This is a genomic window from Streptomyces sp. DSM 106670 (assembly GCF_055792845.1).
Window position 1 is genome coordinate 2,870,382 of record NZ_CM147704.1, and the last position, 18,030, is coordinate 2,888,411.

Below are 18,030 nucleotides of genomic sequence, written 5' to 3' on the forward strand. Positions count from 1 at the left end.
GTCATCGATCCGAAGGAGCGCCGTGTGAGCTTCTGGGAGTATCTGAACACCCGCCACCAGCAGCTCCTCACGGACGCGTTCCAGCATGTCAGCGCGGTCTTCCAGTGCATGGTCATCGCCACCGTGCTGGGTGTGGTCATCGGGGTGGTGAGCTATCGCAGCGGCTGGGGCGGCTCGCTGGCGATCACCTCCACGGCGACGATCCTGACCATTCCGTCCCTCGCCGCGATCGGTCTGCTGATCCCGCTGGTCGGCCTGGGCGTCGCCCCGACCGTGATCACCCTGACCCTGTACGGGCTGCTGCCGATCGTCCGGAACTCCATCGTCGGGCTGCGGGGCGTCGATCCGTCGCTGGTGGACGCGGCGACGGGCATCGGGATGTCGCGGCTGGCGCGGCTGTGCCGGGTGGAGCTGCCGCTCGCCTGGCCGCCGATCCTGACCGGGATCCGGGTCTCCACCCAGATGCTGATGGGCATCGCCGCGATCGCCGCGTACGCCTCCGGGCCCGGCCTGGGCAACGAGATCTTCCGCGGCATCGCCTCGCTGGGCAGTGCCAACGCGATCAACCAGGTCCTCGCGGGCACGCTCGGCATCGTGGTCCTCGCCCTGCTCTTCGACGCCGCGTACGTCCTGCTGGGACGGCTGACCATCCCGAGGGGGATCCGTGCCTGAGACCGAGACCGGCGCTGTCGCCGTGGAGGAAGGGGCCGAGGCCACCTCCGGGGCCACCATCCAGCTGGAGAACCTCACCAAGAAGTACCCGGGCAACCCGAACCCGGCCGTCGACAACGTCTCCATGGAGATCAAGGCCGGCGAGACGGTCATCTTCGTCGGCCCGTCCGGCTGCGGGAAGTCCACCACCCTGAAGATGATCAACCGGCTGATCGAGCCGACCTCGGGCCGGATCCGGATCGGCGACGAGGACGTCACCGACATCGACCCGGTGAAGCTGCGCCGCAAGATCGGTTACGCGATCCAGTCCTCCGGCCTCTTCCCGCACATGACGGTCGCGGACAACATCGCGCTGGTCCCGAAGATGGTCGGCTGGTCCAAGTCCCGGGTGAAGGACCGGGTGGAGGAGATGCTCGACCTGGTGGGCCTGGACCCGCGCGAGTTCCACGGCCGCTATCCGCGCCAGCTCTCCGGCGGGCAGCAGCAGCGGGTGGGCGTGGCACGGGCGCTGGCCGCCGACCCTCCCGTCCTGCTGATGGACGAGCCGTTCGGGGCGGTCGACCCGATCACCCGGGACCACCTCCAGGACGAGCTGATCCGGCTCCAGCACGAGCTGCACAAGACGATCGTGTTCGTCACCCACGACTTCGACGAGGCGATCAAGCTGGGCGACCGGATCGCGGTGCTGCGGGAGCGCTCGCACATCGCGCAGTTCGACACCCCGGAGGCGATCCTCACCAACCCGACGGACGACTTCGTCTCCGGTTTCGTCGGCGCGGGCGCGGCCCTCAAGCGGCTGAACCTCACCCGCGTACGGGATGTGGGCATCGCGGACTTCCCGACGGTGACGGTCGAGGACCCGCTCCAGACGATCTTCAACAAGCTGCGCAACGGCCCGCACAACGAGCTGCTGATGCTGGACCGGCAGAACCGCCCGTACAAGTGGCTGCGGCGCGGCGACCTGATGCGGGCGCGCGGTTCGCTGGCGCGGGCCGGGCAGCTGGTGCACGACACGGTGACCCGGGACGCCACGCTGCACGACGCGCTGGAGGCGGTGCTCACCGACAGCGGGGGCCGGGTCGCGGTGACCGGGCGGCGCGGCGAGTTCATCGGGGTCGTCGACATGAAGACGCTGATGGACAACGTGCAGGAGCTGCTGGAGGCCGACCGGCTGACCGCGATGGAGCACCAGCACGAGCTGGAGGAGCAGCGCGTCCACCAGACGGAGCAGGAGCTGGAGGGGGGTGGCGGCGGAGTATGAGCCCCAGCCATCAGTCGGGATCCGGCAAGGGCCCGGCCACTCCCACCCGGCCGCCGGGCGAGCACGACGTCAAGGGCCACGCGTTCCACGACGAGGAGAGCGACCCCTCCCCCGCTCCGGCCGCCCCGGCCCGCCGGATCACCTGGCGGAAGCTGGTGCTCCTGCCGGCGGTGCTGGTGGTCGTCCTGGTCATCACGTACGTGTGGATCACCAACATCCACCTGGACTCGATCGCGGAGAACTCGCTGACCGGCGGCAACGTACAGCTGCGCTGGTGGCAGCACGTACGGCTGACGGCGATCTCCACGTTCTGGGTGCTGATCATCGCGATCCCGCTCGGCATCGCGCTGACCCGGCGGCGGCTGCGCAAGGCGGCCCCGGCGTTCACGGCGCTGGCCAACATCGGGCAGGCGACCCCGGCGATCGGTCTGCTGGCGCTGCTGGTGATCTGGCTGGGCATCGGGCCCCGGACGGCGATCATCGGCATCGTGATCTACGCGGTGCTGCCGGTGCTCTCCAACACGGTGGCGGGTCTGCGGGCGATCGAGCCGAACATGATCGAGGCGGCGCGCGGGATGGGGATGTCCGGGCGGGGCGTCCTGCTGAAGGTGGAGCTGCCGCTCGCGGTGCCGCTGATCCTGGCGGGGGTGCGTACGGCACTCGTCCTGAACGTCGGTACGGCGACGCTGGCCACGTTCGGCGGGGGCGGCGGGCTCGGTGACCTGATCACCTCGGGGATCCAGACGCAGCGGATGCCGGTGCTGATCATCGGCTCGGTGCTGACGGTGGTGCTGGCGCTGCTGGTGGACTGGCTGGCCTCGCTGGCCGAACTGGCGCTGACGCCGCGCGGGCTGGAGGAGCGGTGAGGACCACGACGTACGGAATCCGGGTCCTGGCGGCCGCGTCCCTGGTGCTGCTGATGGGCGGCTGCGGGCTGAAGAGCGGTTCGCCCATGGTGGACGACGTGTCGCCGGGGTCGGTCGGGCAGGGCGAGCCGCTCAAGGGCGCCACGCTGACGGTGACCTCGAAGAACTTCAGCGAGAACATCATCCTGGGCCAGATGACCGGCCTGGTGTTCAAGGCGGCCGGGGCGGAGGTCCTGGACCGGACGAACCTGCCGGGTTCGATCAGCGCCCGCGAGGCCATCATCAACGGCGACGCCGACGCGCAGTGGGACTACACCGGCACCGGCTGGATCACCTTCCTGGGCCACGCGGACCCGATCGTCGACCCGAAGAAGCAGTACGAGGCGGTACGGGACGAGGACAAGGGCAACGGGGTGATCTGGCTGCCGCCGGCCCCGCTCGACAACACGTACGCGCTGGCCATCAGCAAGAAGAACAACGCCAAGTACAAGCTCAAGACCCTCTCGGACGTGGCGGCCCTCGCGAAGAAGGACCCGGGCGCGGTGACGATCTGCGTGGAGAACGAGTTCGCCTCGCGCGACGACGGACTACCCGGCATGGAGAAGAAGTACGGGATGAAGATCCCGGCGGGCAACATCCAGAAGATGGACGCCGGAATCATCTACACCCAGGTCTCCGAGTCCAGCTCCTGCCTGCTGGGCGAGGTGTTCACCACCGACGGGCGCATCAAGGCGATGAACCTGGACGTCCTGGAGGACGACAAGAACTTCTTCCCCAACTACAACGCCTCCCCCGTCGTCCACGAGGCCACCTTCGAGAAGTACCCGGTGATCGCGGAGCTGCTGGACCCGCTCGCGAAGAAGCTGACGACCGAGGTCGCGCAGACGCTGAACGCCAAGGTGGACGTGGACGGCGAGGACCCGCACGAGGTGGCGAAGGACTGGCTGGTGGCGGAGGGGTTCATCGAGGAGGGCTGAGTTACAAAGAATCGTTGCAAAGACCTCGTTGCAAAAAAGTCTTGCAAAGGACTCTTTGCATCTCTACTGTCGAAGCATGACGGAGAACGAGAACGCCTCTCAGCGCGAGAACGCCCCTGGCCCCTACCGCCACGACGGCACCGACCGGAGGATCCACAACGTCGACGCCCGCACGCTGCGCGCGGTAGCGCACCCCCTACGGCTCCGACTACTGAACACACTGCGGGAGTTCGGCCCGGCCACCGCCTCCAAGCTCGGCGAGCGGCTGGGCGAGTCCAGCGGAGCGACCAGCTACCACCTGCGCCAGCTGGCGGAGAGCGGCATGGTCGAGGACGCCCCGGAGCTGGGCAAGGGCCGCGAGCGCTGGTGGCGGTCGGTGCACGACGGCTCGATGTTCAACGCCGCGGACTTCAAGACGCACGCCGACCCGGAGGTGCGCGGGGCCATCGACTTCGTCCTGCACGAGACGGCCACCGTCCACGCCCAGGAGCTGAACACCTGGCTGGGCACGGTGGGCGACTGGTCGGAGGAGTGGCAGCGGAGCTGGGACCTGAGCGACTTCAAGATCCGTCTCACCCCGGAACTCGCGCTGGAGCTGTCCACGAAGCTCCACGAACTGGTGGAGAGCTACCGCGACGTCGTCCCCGAGGACACCGAGGGATCGGCCGTCGTCCGCACCCATCTGCACACGTTCCCGCGCCCCTCCGAATGACCGGGCCGCACACCGTAAGTCCCCACACTCCCCGAACTCCCCACCACCCGAAGGGAAGCCCGTTATGCACGCCGACGTCCACCACCTCCTGCACGCCGCAGAGTCCGCCGAACTCCGCTCCACAGCAGCCGAGTTCCGCCTCCCCCGCACCAGCCTGCGCACCCGGGTCGGCTGGACCCTGGTCGAGGTGGGCCTGCGGCTGACGACCCAGAGCCGGGAGGCGACCACGAGCGTGAACGCGCCTCGCGCCGCCGCCTTCCATCCGGCGTAACCATCGACTCGGGGGGACAGAACCATGGGGCACCGCACCCCGCTCGCCGCCACGCTCGCGGCCAACTCCATTTCCACCGCAGGCACTTCACTGACCCTGATCGGCGTCCCCTGGTTCGTCCTGGAGACCACGGGAAGTGCGGGCCGGGCCGGCGTCGTCGCCTTCTGCGCGACCCTGCCGATCGTCGTCGCCGCACTGATCGGCGGACCGGTCATCGACCGGATCGGCCGCCGCCGGGTCGCCATCGCCTCCGACGCCGTGTGCGCCCTGGCCATCGCCGCGATCCCGCTGCTGCACTTCGCCGGCGTCCTCCACTTCTGGATGCTGTGCGCGCTGATGGCGCTGAACGGCTTCGCCCACACCCCGGGCAACACCGCGCGCTACGTCCTGATCCCGGACCTGGCCGAGCACGCCGGCACCACGCTCGCCCGGGCCGCCAGCCTCTTCGACGCGGTCTCGCGCGGCGCCCGGATGGTCGGTGCGGCGCTCGCCGGGGTCCTCATCGCCTTCGCCGGCGCGGAGTCGGTCCTGCTGCTGGACGCGGCGACGTTCGGGCTGTCCGCCCTGCTGGTCGCCGCAGGGGTACGGGGCATCCGCGCGGCCGAGCCGCGGAAGGCCGAGGCCCCGGTCTCCGTACGCGCCTACGGCACCGAACTCCGCGAGGGTTACGCCCACTTGCTGAGCAACCGGCTGCTGCTGTCGGTCGTGGTCATGGTGATGTTCATGAACGGCCTCGATCAGGGCTGGTACGCCGTACTGCTGCCCGTGCACGCCGAGGCCGAGCTGGGCGGCGCGACCGACATCGGGCTGCTCACCGCGCTGTTCGGGGCGGGCGGGCTGACAGGAGCCCTGCTGTACGGGGCGGTGGGGCACCGCTTCCCGCGCCGGGCGGTGTTCACGGCGTGCGTGATCCTGTGCGGTGCGCCGCGCTTCCTGGTCGCCGCGCTGACCGGGACGACGCTGCCGCTCGCGGTGACCATGCTGCTCGGCGGGATCGCGGGCGGCGTGCTGAACCCGATCCTGACGACGGTGATCTACGAGCGCGTACCGGACCGGCTGCGCAGCCGGGTCTCGGGTGCGCTGACGGCGGGCTGCGAGTTCGCGATGCCGCTGGGCGGGCTCGCGGCCGGGCTGCTGGTGGAGGGCGCGGGGGCGACGGGGGCGCTGCTGGTGATGGGCGGGATCTACTTCCTGGCCACGCTGAGCCCGCTGGTGTTCCCGTCCTGGCGAACGCTGGACGACGCGCCGGAGGCGGAGTCCGGGCCCGCACCAGGCACGCCGGAGGCGGAGGAGGCCAGGGAGTCCGGAGAGACCGGGAAGCCCGGGGATCCGTCCGTGCCGCCGCAGGTCAGCAGCTCGGCACCTTCCCACCCGTCTCCAGGGCCTTGAGCGAGCCGACCGCGTCCTTGAGCGTGGAGACGGGCACGATCCGCAGCCCGTCCGGCCGCTCGGCCTCCGCCTGACGGCACTCGGCCTTCGGGACGAGGAAGACGGTCGCCCCGTCGCGGTGGGCGGCCTGTGTCTTCATCGACACCCCGCCGACCGCGCCGACCTTGCCGTCCGCGCTGATCGTTCCCGTACCGGCGATGGTGCGGCCGCCGGTGAGGTCGCCGCCGGAGCCGTTGCCGTCGAGCTTGTCGATGATGCCGAGGGAGAGGAAGAGCCCGGCGCTCGGGCCGCCGATGTCGCCGAGGTCGACCTCGACCCGCATCGAACCGGGTTCGCGGTCCAGGTAGTCGAGGGCGGCGTCGACGGCGACGTTCTGCGACTCCTTCATGTCGTCGAGGTTGTGCTTCTCGATCTCCTTCTCGGAGCCGCCGGTGGGGTAGACGGAGTCGCGCGGCATGACCGCCCGGTCGGTGCGGAACCAGCCGTCGATCACCTCGCCGATACGGACGTCCGCCTTGGGCCCGGTGGCGAGGATCGTCGTCATCCGCAGCTGCCCGTCGGTGGCCCGGGTCTCGGCGCCGGTGATGGTGATCACCGGCCGCCCGTCGTCCTTGCCGAGCACGTCCGCGGTCATGCCGGGCCGCGCCAGGGTGAACGGCAGCGGCGCGAGGGCGACCGTACCGAACAGGGCGAGGACGGGCAGCGCGCAGAGGGCGAGAACGCGGGGGCGCGTGAGACGAGTGAGCACGCACCCAATCTAACCGGCGCACCCGACGGGGAACGCGCCAGGCGTACGCCGCCCGGAACGCTCCGGACCACGCACGCCCCAATACGCGTACGGGGGCCGGACCACACACCCCGCACGCGTACGGGCACCCGCCTACCGCAGCGCGTCGGCCACTTCCCGGGCGGCGTCGAGCACACGGGGCCCGACCCGTTCCGGTACGGCGTCGGCGAGCATGACGACGCCGACGCTGCCCTCCACGCCCGAGACCCCGACCAGGGGCGCGGCCGCCCCGCTGGCGCCGGCTTCGAGTTCGCCGTGGGTGAGGGTGTAGCCGGGGTGGCCGTTCTCCGTGGTCTGACGGGCGGACAGGATGGCCCGGCCCGCCGCGCCCCGGTCCAGCGGATGGCGGAAGCCGGCCCGGTAGGCGACGTGGTAGTCGGTCCAGGTGGGCTCGACGACGGCGACCGCGAGGGCGTCGCTGCCGTCGACGAGGGTGAGATGGGCGGTGGCCCCGATGTCCTCGGCCAGGGAGCGCAGCGCGGGCAGCGCGGCTTCCCGGACGAGCGGGTGCACCTGTCGGCCGAGCCGCAGCACACCCAGGCCGACCCGGGCGCGGCCGCCCAGGTCTCGGCGGACCAGGGCGTGCTGCTCCAGGGTGGCGAGCAGTCGGTAGACGACGGTCCGGTTGACACCGAGTTTGTTGGACAACTCGGTGACGGTCAGTCCGTGATCGGTGTCGGCGAGCAGTTTGAGGACGCGCAGTCCTCGGTCGAGCGTCTGGGAAGTCTCCGCTGTCACGACGCCCTCTCCTCTTCGGGGTGAGCGACGACGGTCCTGCTCCGGCGGGGTTGCGACGCCGGTCCCAGCGGCGACGCACGGAGAGGCCGCCGGCCTGGCAAGGCACCGGCTGCGCTCCGCGGCGGCGTTGCCACGGGGCGTTCATATGGCGGGGACAGTAGCGAGCCGGTCCGCTCAGCGGAAGTCCTCGTCCAGAATCCGGTCTCCGGACACGGAGCCCCGGTACGGCCCGCACATAAGGGCCGGTCAGCGGGACGGCGTCCGGTAAGCGAACATCTACGCGCGTTCACGTGTCACGACACGGTCGGGGCAACGCGTCCATGGATGTGAACCATCGTTAACAGTGTGTGAACGGCCACCGGAGAAATTTCCCGGCGCCGCCGACCGGAAACGTCGCGATGCCGCCCGCTGGTCCGCCCGGAAAAGCCGTCGGCCCGCACGGAGGAGGGAACCTCCGCACGGGCCGACAAGAACCGGAACACCACCGGGCCACCGGGCCACCGGGCCACCGGGCCACCGGGCCACCGGGCCACCGGGCCACCGGGCCACCGGGCCACCGGGCCACCGGGCCACCGGGATCATGTCATCCGGGTGGCCCACTCCTGGACCTTCGCGATACGCGTCTGGATCTGGTGGGCCGTGGCCTCCGCGCTCGGCGGGCCGCCGCAGACCCGGCGCAGCTCGTTGTGGATCACGCCGTGCGGCTTGCCGCTCTGGTGGGTGTAGGCGGAGACCATCGTGTTGAGCTGCTTGCGCAGGCTGAGCAACTGCTTGTGGGTGACGACGGGCCGGGCGTCGGCCGGCTTCTCCAGGAGGTCGGCCTCCTCGGCCGGCTTCTGGCGGCTGTGCGCGATCTGCCGGCTCTGCCGCTTCTGGAGGAGCAGCTGGACCTGGTCCGGCTCCAGGAGCCCCGGGATGCCGAGGTAGTCCTGCTCCTCCTCGGAACCGGGGTGGGCCTGCATGCCGAACTCGGCGCCGTCGTACAGCACCCGGTCGAAGACGGCGTCGGACTCCAGCGCCTCGAAGGGCAGTTGCTCCTCGGTCTCCTCGTCCTCCAGCTTCTCCGCGTCGGCGAGGAGCTTGTCCTCCTCCGAGAACGGGTTCTCCTCGTCGCTGCCCTTCTTCGGCTTGTCGAGCACGTGGTCGCGCTCGACCTCCATCTCGTTGGCGAAGTCGAGGAGCATCGGGATCGTCGGGACGAAGACGGACGCGGTCTCACCGCGCCTGCGGGAGCGCACGAAGCGGCCGACGGCCTGGGCGAAGAAGAGCGGCGTGGAGATGGTGGTCGCGTACACGCCGACGGCGAGCCGCGGCACATCGACCCCCTCGGACACCATCCTGACGGCGACCATCCAGCGCGACTCGTCCGCGCTGAACTTGTCGATCTTCTTGGAGGCGGCCTTCTCGTCGGAGAGGACGACGGTCGGCGTCTCCCCGGTGACCTTCTTGAGGATCTTGGCGTACGCGCGTGCCGAGTCCTGGTCGGTCGCGATGACGAGCCCGCCCGCGTCGGGGATGCCCTTGCGGACCTCGGTGAGCCGCTTGTCGGCGGCGGAGAGCACGTTGGGGATCCACTCACCGGTGGGCGCCAGCGCGGTGCGCCAGGCCTGCCCGATGGCGTCCTTGGTCATCGGCTCGCCGAGCCGGGCGGCGATCTCGTCACCGGCCTTGGTGCGCCAGCGCATGTTGCCGCTGTAGCTGAGGAAGATGACCGGGCGGACGACGCCGTCGGCGAGCGCGTTGCCGTAGCCGTAGGTGTAGTCGGCGGAGGAGCGGCGGATGCCGTCGTTGCCCTCCTCGTACGCGACGAACGGGATCGGGTTGGTGTCCGACCGGAACGGCGTACCGGTCAGCGCGAGCCGCCGGGTCGCCGGGTCGAACGCCTCCTGGCAGGCCTCGCCCCAGGACTTCGAGTCACCGGCGTGGTGGATCTCGTCGAGGATCACGAGCGTCTTGCGCTGCTCACAGCGGTTGCGGTGCAGCATCGGGCGGACGCCGACACCCGCGTAGGTGACGGCGACCCCGTGGTACTCCTTGCTGAGCGGACCGGCGCTGTAGTCGGGGTCGAGCTTGATCCCTATCCGGGCGGCCGCCTCCGCCCACTGCTTCTTGAGGTGCTCGGTCGGGGCGACGACGGTGATCTGCTGGACGACATGGTGGTGCAGCAGCCACGACGCGAGCGTCAGCGCGAACGTGGTCTTGCCGGCGCCGGGCGTCGCGACGGCGAGGAAGTCGCGCGGCTGCTCCTGGACGTACCTCTCCATGGCGCCCTGCTGCCAGGCTCGCAGCTTGCCGGCGGTGCCCCAGGGGGCCCGGCCGGGAAAGGCGGGTGAGAGGTGGTGGGAGGCGGTGGTAGTAGTCACGGTCTCCGGTTCGGGGCTCTCGGGTACGTGGGTCGCTGCCGGCACCGGACCGGGCCCGTACGTCCCGGCCCGCGATACGACAACCGGGCCACCTTACCGGGGGCCCGGTGGAAACCCGGTACGGACGAGCCGCGCCGAGGTCCGACGAGACGGTGCTCACATCGCGTCGACGACCAGGTCCGGCACGCCGGGGAAGATCACTTCTCCCGTGTCCCGACGACGACCCTCGTCGCCACCCACACCCCCACCAGCGCCACCCCCGCCATCGGCAGGAACACGGCAGCGAACGCGCCCGGGTGCGAGCCGGAGGCGCCCGCCTCCACCACCCCGTGCGCGGCCGCGCCCAGGGCCTTGCCGCCGAGGGCCGCGAAGGCGGCACCGCCCATGGCCAGCAGCAGCACGTTGGAGAGACCGTCGGAGATCTGGAGCGCGGCGGAGTTGGAGCCCGCCTCCTCCGGGGCCGAGAGCTTCAGCAGCAGCACGCTGGTGGAGGCGATCACCATGCCCATCCCGAAGCAGCCGAAGGCCCAGGCGACGGCGACGATCCAGACCGGGACCCCTTCGATCAGCACGGAGGGCGCGACGGCGATCGAGGCGGCGACGAGCACCATGCCGCTGACCATCAGCCGCTCGCGGTGCGCTTCCATACGCGGCCGGGACTGAACGTACGAACCGAGCGCCCAGGTCGCCCCGCCCACGGCCAGCGAGAGCCCGGCCATCGTCGGGGACAGCCCGCGCTGGGTGACCAGCATCAGCGGTACGAAGGACTCGGCGGCGATGAACGACCCGGCGGCGACCCCGCGCAGCAGGACCACCGAGGGAAGCCCGCGCCCCGCCCGTACGGTCCCGGCGGGCAGCAGCCCGCGGACGGCGGGCACCAGCAGGGCGACGCCGAGGGCGGCCGGCAGGAGGGCGAGCCAGTTCAGCTCCTGCCCCGCGTACTGGAGCAGCCCCGCCCCGGCCGAGATCCCGAGGGCCAGCCGGATCCGGCGGCGGTCGTACGGCTCGGTGGCGGCGGCCGGATCCGCGGGCCCGGAGGCGGTCCGCCGGATCGCCGGGAGGGCCAGGGCAAGCGGAATCACGATGAGAACAGGAATGCCGACGAAGACCCAGCGCCAGCCGAGGTGCTCGGTCACCGTCCCGGAGGCGAGCGGCCCGACGACGGACGGAATCACCCAGCTCGCGGCGAAGGCGGCCAGGATCGCGGGCCGGATGCGCTCGGGGTAGGCCCGCCCGATGACGACGTACAGGGCGACGATCACCAGCCCGCCGCCGAGGCCCTGGACCGCCCGCCCGGCGATGAAGATCCACATGCTGGAGGCCGCCCCGGAGAGCAGCAGACCGGCGCCGAACGCGGTGATCCCGGTGGCGAGCGGCTGGAGCGGCCCGCGCCGGTCGGCCCACTGCCCGGAGAGGACCATGGCGAAGAGGCTGGTGGTGAAGTACGCGGAGAAGGCGAACGCGTACAGCGGGATGCCGTTCAGCTCGCGGGCGGCCACCGGCATGGCCGTGCCGACCGCCGTGGCCTCGAACGCGATGAGGAACACCACGGAGACGATGCCGATGCTCAGCGCCCGGTAGGTGCGCCCGAGGACCCCTTCGACGGCCGCGAGGGGCACGTCGGACAACGGGTCCGGGGAGTGATCGTCGGTCGCGGGCGGCGTGAGGCGGGCGGCATCGGTGCCGTCGCGCGGTTCGAGGGCGGTCATGGCCTCAGCGTAAGGGGCATGGACCGGTTTGAACCCTGTCGATGTACGGTCCCGGGCTCGGCCCTTGGTCGTAGGCCTCGGGCCCCGGGTATGAACGGCGTATGGCAGTCGCGTTGCGGGCGGGCCGGATTCCTTGAGGCGGGGGGCGGGGGCCCGTAGCGTCATGGACAGCAAAGGAACAGCGCATCCAGCGTTACTCCCGACCGTGTGCCCGAGAGGCTCAGGGGCTCGACTGCAACTCGAGTTACACCGGTTCGATTCCGGTCACGGTCTCCACACCGCGGAAGTGGCCGCCCCTTGTGTGTCGGGGGCGGCCACTTCCGCTCGTACAACGACCGGTCGGCCGGCCACTGACACTCAGCCCGTCTTCAGCGCCTTCATCACCTCGCGCATATCGGTGATCAGGTCAGCCCGGTACGCGAGCAGCTCGGGTTCCGGCTGCACATCCGGCACCTCCTCCTCGTCATCCAGGTCGAAGTTCGTCCAGGCGGTCAGGGAGAGCGTCACGACGGCACCGCCCTCCACCACCTTCAGCTGCATCACGTTGTCCTCCATGACCAGCAGATGAGCCAGGTCCCCGAGGTCCGGCACCCGCTCGACCTGCGCCACCGCAACGCCGTCGATCTCCGTCAGCGTGCTGCTCGCCTCGAATTCGGGTCGCGGGTCGGTCTCCTTGTGCAGCTCGGCCGTGACGGACGCCTGGTAGGTCGTGGTCCACTTCGCCCCGTCCTTGCCGCCCTGCGCAGCGGCGTCCGGCGGGGTGAGGATGACGGTGCACCGGATGCGGTGGAGGGCCGGATGCTCGATGCCGTCCAGTTCGGTCGCCGCCGCCTCGGGCTCCGTCGCCCCCACCACCTCGGCGAGCGCCTTCACCTCTATCGCGGCACAGGAGTCGGACTCCACGCGGTAGCCGTGCAGGTCCGGCTTCCGGTCGCCACCGATCCCGTACGCGAACACCGCCGTCGCCCACACCACGGAGGCCACCAGCGCGCCGCCCACACCCCAGAGCACCCCCGGCCCTCGCCGCCGCCCGGCCGCAGGCTCCCGATCGAACCCGCTCACCACGTCCGGGGACGAGCCCGGCCCGTCCTCCCCCACCAACTCCGGCTCGGATATCACGCCGGCACCTCCCCCTGGTCAACGGTTACGGTACCGGCCGTACCGCTCGCCACCGCGCCGTACGTCACACGGGGTCGAGTACCGGCCGGGCCTCCAGCCCTCCGTCGTTCTCGCAGCCCAGTTCCTTCGCCATGGCGAGGGCGAAGGAATGGGCGACGGTCGCGTAGGCATCCTTCAACTTCTCCGGATCACCCTCGGGGTCCTCGGGCGACCAGCGCTCCACATTGATATCGATGTGAGCCGGTTGTGATCCCGGCAACTTCTCGCTTCGGCAGGCGAATTGGACGGAGCCGGCGTCCACGGCAGTCAGAGCGCGCTCCCCCATCCGGAGCACCGTGAACTTCGAAGCAAGGTCACGCACCGGCCGGCCGTCGGTCAGCTCCCAGGTCACCTCCAGCCGATCGCTCAGGGCCGCGCCGATCGCGAACACCTGGCAGATGTCCCCGTCAGTGGTGAGGGACGAGGTGAACTCTCGGATCAATGAATTCGCCGCGTACGCGACGGTGGACTTTTCGTCCGACTGCTCGAACCGGGAAGACCTCGTGATTGTTCTCAACGATGAGGCCGCCTCGGCGGAAACAGCAGTGCCACCGCAGAGCCGTGTCCCCGCCACGGACTTGTCGTCGCCCTTCGGGACCTCGTCCCCTGTGCTGCAGCCGACAGCTCCGAAAGCCAACGCGCCGGCCACCGCTACGGCGACGAGTCCATCACGTACCGCCTTGCGACTGCTCACATCTGAATCCTTCTGCTCATCGCCCGGCACCGTTCTCAGCCGGTCTCCGAGTCATTTCCCTGCTGTTCCTCGCGGGCATTACCGGTGGAATAGCCGACCCTCATAGATTCCTTGAGGTCCTGTCCGAGATCACTTTTAATACTCACACCATGCTTACGCCTGAACTCCTCCATAGGCGACTCGGCCAGACTCTCACCGGCCCTGTACACCTTCTTCCTCTCATCCTCATTGAGTTCTTCGACCTTCTCCTTGTGCCCATCCACCGAGTTGTCGGAGACGTCACCGATCACCTGTCCGATGACTTGCTCTAGAGCGCCACTGGCAGTGTCGGTTGCCAATGGGATAAGGACGGCGGCGGTACCCACAGCTGCCGTCGCTGGCAAGAAGGCGACACCCGCCGCCACGCCGGCCACGGCCCCGAATTCGACCCAGCCCGCCCGCGCGGCCACCGCCTTCTCGTAGTCCTCGTGCGTTTTGAGGTTCGTCGCCTGGACCTGGTCCGCCCGAGATTGGTCGAGCATGCCTTGTACCTCGGACCCTGTTTGCACTGCGGCCCGCGCCCCAGCTTGATCGATCTTTCCGTCCGGGCCTACCTGCGCTTCCAGCACGCTGCGGGTGTAGACCTCCTCGGCAGCCGAGATGGTCGCGTAGGCATCCGGGTGCTGGCCAAGTGAGCTGAGGAATTCCCGGGTGATGCCGCGGCCGTTGTGATCTGCGGTGCCTACGAAATCGAGACGTCCCTTCTGCTTCTCACCGGGGGCGAAGACGCTTTCCGAGTCGTTCTTATCCAGAGCCCAGTTGATGTCGTCGATATATCCCGCACCCATGACGCCCATGCTGTCCGCCAAGCCCTCCTGGTGCTTGAGCAAGCCGGCGTCCGACCCGTACTTCTCCATGACCTTCTGCATGATCGCGGCGTTGTCGGCGTCCCGTTGCGCACGCGGATCCGGCTCGCCTGCCGGGTAGCCCAGAGTCGCCGCCTCCAGGGCATGCCCCAGCGCGTCCGGCATGTACTGGAGGGTGGGAGCCAATTTTTCCGGATCGGTGGAGTTGGAGTCCGGAAAAGACTCCCACTTCTCATTTCCGAAGAAGTCGAGGTAGTTATCGATGGCCACCTCTTTCTTCTTGTCGGGGCCCTCTTCGCTGGTCTCGACATCCATTTTGCCGAGGTCTGCCGTGGCACCTCGGTTGACCGTGCCGTCCTCGTTGTAGGACGTCGGTTCATCGGTGAAGAACTTCTTTGCCGCGTCGGGGCTGTTCCCCAGCGCCTCCAGCATGGCGGTGGCCGGGTCATAGCCGGACCCGTTCTTCCCCGAGGGGTTGAACGGGTTGTCCAGGAAGCCGTTCACCTGCTTGTTGCCGGCGAACCGGTAGGGATCCTTCTGATGCAGCTGCGCCACGTGCTCGGCGATCGGGTTGAGGAACTTCGCGTCGTAGTTCCCGTAGCGCATGATGCCGCCGAGCAGTTGATAGCCGTACGGGCCGCCGCCGTTGTCGTACTTGGACAACGGGATCTGCTGGGTGCCCATCTTGCGGAGCTCCGGGCCCCACTCCGCGGTGAACGCCCTGTCGTGCGAGGCCGTGGCCAGGCTGAGGCCCATATTCTTCTGGAGCGCCTGGACGTCCTTGAGCCGCTCCTCATCAACCTTCATGCCCTCGTGCGTATCCGTGGCGAGCTGACCGAAGAACGCGAGCGACTTCTCCGGACCGAGCTTCTCGTAGAAGCCAGTGGCGAACTCAGTCGAATTGGCGTTGTCACGCAGCAGCTCGTTGAGCGCCTGCAGCTGGGCATGTGTCAGGTCGCGCCCCTTGCGCGCGAGGTCTGCGGCGCGGGCAGCTTCTTCCTGGTCCAGGTTCTTGTACTTCGGGCTGCTGAAATCCCTGCCCTCGGTGACGTTGGCCTCAAGCGCGTTCTTGAAGGCGACGTCGGTGTCGTTGCAGTTGTCGACGATCAGGTCGATCTTCTTCTGCCAGCTGTCGATGGCTTCCTTCTGCTTGCGTAGCGCTTCGGGGTAGTCGGGATCGTGCCGCGCAGCCACGTTTTCCTCCAGCGGCCGCCGCGGCGTGACCTTGCCCTTGGCGTCCACGTGGATACCCGCCGCGCGCCCTTCGACGTCGCGGATGTTCACCAGGTCGTCCTTGGCCTTCTTGAAGGCGGTGTGCGCGTCCTCCAGAACGAGCTTCACGCCTTTGGCCTCGGCGACCGCGTCTTTGAATTCCTTGGCGGTCTTGCCGATGAACCCTTTGGTGACGCCGGCGTTCACGCCGTCCCACTCGGCCTTGTCCGCCTTGACCTTCATGCCGTCATTGGCCACCTCGGCCAGGCGCTGCAGCTTGGTGACCATCTCCGACCAGTCGTCGGCAGCCTCCTTCAGCTTGCCGAGTGGTGCGTCGATGATGTCCTCGTACTTCAACACGCCAACTCCCCCGTGACTTACTTCAGATACTCGTTGAGCTTCGACACGCTGAGCAGGTCGCCGACGATCTGAACGTCGTCATTGTGATGGGCGGCCTTGGAGTAGTCGAGGTGGTTCGAGATCTGCGCGCAGGCATCGAGGAGCGTCTTGAGGTGCGTCTGCCAACGGTCGTGAACCTTCAGCAGCCCGGATCCGCTCACGAAGTTGCCATTGGTGAGCGCGATGGCCGCGTCGAAGGTCGTGGGCCGGGCATGATCGCCGTCCTTCGACAGCCGCGTGCGCAGTTCGTACGCGTCATGCCCGATCGCGCCCAGGTCGTCATCGTTGACGGCAAGGTCAGCCTGTGACGGGCCTTTCGGAGTTCCTGGTTCGGCAGGTACGCCGTTGAGACGCATATCAACCCTCTGGGTCGATTCCGTACGAAGTCCCGCCCATTCCGCATCAAACGTCATGGATTCCCCGTGATGGTCTACTCAAGCGGCCGAGGCCTTGGACAGATTTACTGACTCAAGGCACCAACACTAGCCGCCGGAAATCACGGAGTGGCATCAAACAAGACATCTCTGCACCCTGCCGCGGAACACCGAAAAGTAGCGCACGAACGCGACTCGCTAGCCTTTTCGGGCGCCGGGCAGCTATTTCAAGCCATGAACGAGCGCGACCGTGAAACCAACGGCCTAGCGCGAAGTGTTCTCCGGCGCACCAGGCGGAGGAGATGTTGGCGGATACGGCGGCTGGAACTGCGGCTGCCCATACCCGTACGAGGGCTGATACGCCGGCGGAGCCTGTGCGGCAACGGCCTTTCGCCGACGGGAACGGAGCACCGCTGCTGTCACGCCGCCGCCGACCAGGGCTGCCGTGGCAACCCCCAGGCCAATCCAGAGAGCGCTATTGCCGCCTCCGTCCGCAGCCGCGGCAGGCACCTCGCTACGATCGGCACCGCCCCCAGCCTTGGACGGCTGCGGCGAAGGGGCCTCGGACGCCGCTGCGGCGAGATCCGGAAGCGGGTACACATCGGCGGGCCCGGGGTCCCCGGGGGTCTTGAGCGCGATACGGGGTCGAACGATTCCGTAGCCGATCCCGTCGGACCGCTTCTTACCACTGACGGGACCGCCTGCGGTGTTCAGCATGACCCGCAGAACCTGATTGTTCGTCCAGTCCGGATGCTTGGACCAGATGAGGGCAGCGGAGGCAGAGGCGAGAGCTGTTGCGTCGCTGGTGCCGTTGCCCTCACACAGACCAGTTCCACCGCCGCAGGCGTGGACCATCTCCTCGCCTGGCGCGGCCAGGTCGACCTGGGGTCCGTAGTGTGAGAAATCGGATCTTGCGAAGTCGCGGCCCACTGCGCCGACGCCGACTACTCCAGGCGTAGCCGCAGGAAACATAACCTTGTTTCCCTTGTCAGCATCATTCCCAACACCCGCGAACACAAGGGAGCCTTTACTCAAAGCATACGCGACAGAATCATCAAGATTTCGCGACCCCCGATCAACAGCCATCGAAATATTAATGACTTTCGCGCCGGAGTCCACGGCGAACCGGATAGCCTCAGGTGCCGACTTGTTGAAAATCCTCAGTGATTCCGCCTCATTGTTCGCTTTCTGACTGAGACGAATCGGCAAAATCTTTACCCCTGGGGCAAGCCCGAATGCCCCCTGACCTCCATCCCTTTCACCTGTGCCAGCGATCAGCCCGGCCATACCAGTACCGTGACCGTCAGTGTCGGTGTGCTCGTCCCCCGGAGTGCCCTCCGCCAAGTCTTTCCCCTTGAGGACACGCCCTCGCAGGTCGGGGTTGGAATCGTCGACACCGGTGTCGATCACGGCAACAGTGACTCCCTCTCCCGTACTGGAAGCCCACATCTCCTCCGCTTTCATAACGTCGAGATGCCACTGCTTGGACCTCATCGAATCCGCATGAGCAGGTGCGGGAATGCCCACCAGCAGTCCGACCAGCGAGGCGAGCACGACACGGACATGGATTCTGCGGCGACTGCCGGTAGGCATACGGTTCCCT

16 protein-coding genes and 1 tRNA gene are annotated in these 18,030 nt (G+C 68.6%); 8 read left to right on the forward strand and 9 right to left on the reverse strand.

Annotation, left to right across the window (positions count from 1 at the left end; genetic code table 11):
• Window positions 1-24: 24 nt before the first annotated feature.
• The 7 genes from ACSMXR_RS12730 to ACSMXR_RS12760 all read left to right on the forward strand — a co-directional run bounded on the left by ACSMXR_RS12730 (window position 25) and on the right by ACSMXR_RS12760 (window position 6,148).
• Window positions 25-672 carry an ABC transporter permease gene (locus tag ACSMXR_RS12730; protein WP_030087600.1) on the forward strand — a complete coding sequence of 216 codons (648 nt, stop codon included), beginning with the start codon at window positions 25-27 and terminating at the stop codon, window positions 670-672.
• Window positions 665-1,933, forward strand: coding sequence for a betaine/proline/choline family ABC transporter ATP-binding protein (locus tag ACSMXR_RS12735; RefSeq protein WP_364890866.1), 1,269 nt, complete (start codon window positions 665-667; stop codon window positions 1,931-1,933). Before ACSMXR_RS12730 ends, ACSMXR_RS12735 begins: the two co-directional genes overlap by 8 nt.
• Window positions 1,930-2,799, forward strand: coding sequence for an ABC transporter permease (locus ACSMXR_RS12740; protein WP_103511597.1), 870 nt, complete (start codon window positions 1,930-1,932; stop codon window positions 2,797-2,799). Before ACSMXR_RS12735 ends, ACSMXR_RS12740 begins: the two co-directional genes overlap by 4 nt.
• Before the next feature lie 53 nt (window positions 2,800-2,852).
• On the forward strand, window positions 2,853-3,776 hold the full coding sequence (locus tag ACSMXR_RS12745) for a glycine betaine ABC transporter substrate-binding protein (RefSeq protein ID WP_364890924.1): 924 nt from the start codon (window positions 2,853-2,855) through the stop codon (window positions 3,774-3,776).
• Window positions 3,777-3,852: 76 nt separating this feature from the next.
• Window positions 3,853-4,488 (forward strand): winged helix-turn-helix domain-containing protein, encoded by a 636-nt coding sequence (locus ACSMXR_RS12750; RefSeq protein ID WP_364890869.1) that lies wholly within the window; start codon window positions 3,853-3,855, stop codon window positions 4,486-4,488.
• Window positions 4,489-4,552: 64 nt separating this feature from the next.
• On the forward strand, window positions 4,553-4,759 hold the full coding sequence (locus tag ACSMXR_RS12755) for a hypothetical protein (RefSeq protein ID WP_473171894.1): 207 nt from the start codon (window positions 4,553-4,555) through the stop codon (window positions 4,757-4,759).
• 24 nt (window positions 4,760-4,783) lie between these two features.
• Window positions 4,784-6,148, forward strand: a complete 1,365-nt coding sequence (locus tag ACSMXR_RS12760) for an MFS transporter (protein ID WP_473171895.1) — start codon at window positions 4,784-4,786, stop codon at window positions 6,146-6,148.
• On the opposite strand, the gene ACSMXR_RS12765 is transcribed toward ACSMXR_RS12760, so the two are convergent.
• The 4 genes from ACSMXR_RS12765 to ACSMXR_RS12780 form a co-directional block, all read right to left on the reverse strand.
• Window positions 6,108-6,896 (reverse strand): S16 family serine protease, encoded by a 789-nt coding sequence (locus ACSMXR_RS12765; RefSeq protein ID WP_381908508.1) that lies wholly within the window; start codon window positions 6,894-6,896, stop codon window positions 6,108-6,110. The genes ACSMXR_RS12760 and ACSMXR_RS12765 overlap by 41 nt on opposite strands.
• A gap of 132 nt (window positions 6,897-7,028) precedes the next feature.
• Complete coding sequence (locus ACSMXR_RS12770; RefSeq protein ID WP_030087587.1) at window positions 7,029-7,673, reverse strand: IclR family transcriptional regulator; 645 nt, start codon at window positions 7,671-7,673, stop codon at window positions 7,029-7,031.
• Window positions 7,674-8,251: 578 nt separating this feature from the next.
• Complete coding sequence (locus tag ACSMXR_RS12775) at window positions 8,252-10,036, reverse strand: DEAD/DEAH box helicase (RefSeq protein WP_098024290.1); 1,785 nt, start codon at window positions 10,034-10,036, stop codon at window positions 8,252-8,254.
• Between the two features lie 197 nt (window positions 10,037-10,233).
• A complete protein-coding gene (locus ACSMXR_RS12780) occupies window positions 10,234-11,745 on the reverse strand; it encodes an MFS transporter (protein WP_218526266.1) in 1,512 nt (503 codons plus the stop codon).
• A gap of 201 nt (window positions 11,746-11,946) precedes the next feature.
• Here ACSMXR_RS12780 and ACSMXR_RS12785 point away from each other — a divergent pair.
• Window positions 11,947-12,021, forward strand: a tRNA-Cys gene (locus ACSMXR_RS12785).
• Between the two features lie 81 nt (window positions 12,022-12,102).
• Here the strand turns inward: ACSMXR_RS12785 and ACSMXR_RS12790 are convergent.
• The 5 genes from ACSMXR_RS12790 to mycP form a co-directional block, all read right to left on the reverse strand.
• The gene (locus tag ACSMXR_RS12790; protein WP_473171896.1) at window positions 12,103-12,864 is read right to left on the reverse strand and encodes a hypothetical protein; all 762 of its coding nucleotides are present in this window, start codon (window positions 12,862-12,864) and stop codon (window positions 12,103-12,105) included.
• Window positions 12,865-12,928: 64 nt separating this feature from the next.
• On the reverse strand, window positions 12,929-13,597 hold the full coding sequence (locus ACSMXR_RS12795) for a hypothetical protein (RefSeq protein ID WP_473171897.1): 669 nt from the start codon (window positions 13,595-13,597) through the stop codon (window positions 12,929-12,931).
• A gap of 35 nt (window positions 13,598-13,632) precedes the next feature.
• Window positions 13,633-16,014 (reverse strand): hypothetical protein, encoded by a 2,382-nt coding sequence (locus ACSMXR_RS12800; RefSeq protein WP_473171898.1) that lies wholly within the window; start codon window positions 16,012-16,014, stop codon window positions 13,633-13,635.
• A gap of 17 nt (window positions 16,015-16,031) precedes the next feature.
• Entirely contained in the window at window positions 16,032-16,466 is a 435-nt protein-coding gene (locus ACSMXR_RS12805; protein WP_473171899.1) for a hypothetical protein, read from the reverse strand.
• A 225-nt stretch (window positions 16,467-16,691) separates the two neighbouring features.
• On the reverse strand, window positions 16,692-18,020 hold the full coding sequence (gene mycP, locus ACSMXR_RS12810) for a type VII secretion-associated serine protease mycosin (protein WP_473171900.1): 1,329 nt from the start codon (window positions 18,018-18,020) through the stop codon (window positions 16,692-16,694).
• Window positions 18,021-18,030 lie beyond the last annotated feature (10 nt).

What these genes read in the sequence shown, in the direction of transcription:
- ACSMXR_RS12805 (WP_473171899.1), bottom strand. Translation starts at nt 16,466, where the DNA reads ATGACGTTTGATGCGGAATGGGCGGGACTTCGTACGGAATCGACCCAG.
- ACSMXR_RS12740 (WP_103511597.1), top strand. Translation starts at nt 1,930, where the DNA reads ATGAGCCCCAGCCATCAGTCGGGATCCGGCAAGGGCCCGGCCACTCCC.
- ACSMXR_RS12755 (WP_473171894.1), top strand. Translation starts at nt 4,553, where the DNA reads ATGCACGCCGACGTCCACCACCTCCTGCACGCCGCAGAGTCCGCCGAA.
- ACSMXR_RS12750 (WP_364890869.1), top strand. Translation starts at nt 3,853, where the DNA reads ATGACGGAGAACGAGAACGCCTCTCAGCGCGAGAACGCCCCTGGCCCC.
- ACSMXR_RS12760 (WP_473171895.1), top strand. Translation starts at nt 4,784, where the DNA reads ATGGGGCACCGCACCCCGCTCGCCGCCACGCTCGCGGCCAACTCCATT.
- mycP (WP_473171900.1), bottom strand. Translation starts at nt 18,020, where the DNA reads ATGCCTACCGGCAGTCGCCGCAGAATCCATGTCCGTGTCGTGCTCGCC.
- ACSMXR_RS12745 (WP_364890924.1), top strand. Translation starts at nt 2,853, where the DNA reads ATGGGCGGCTGCGGGCTGAAGAGCGGTTCGCCCATGGTGGACGACGTG.
- ACSMXR_RS12780 (WP_218526266.1), bottom strand. Translation starts at nt 11,745, where the DNA reads ATGACCGCCCTCGAACCGCGCGACGGCACCGATGCCGCCCGCCTCACG.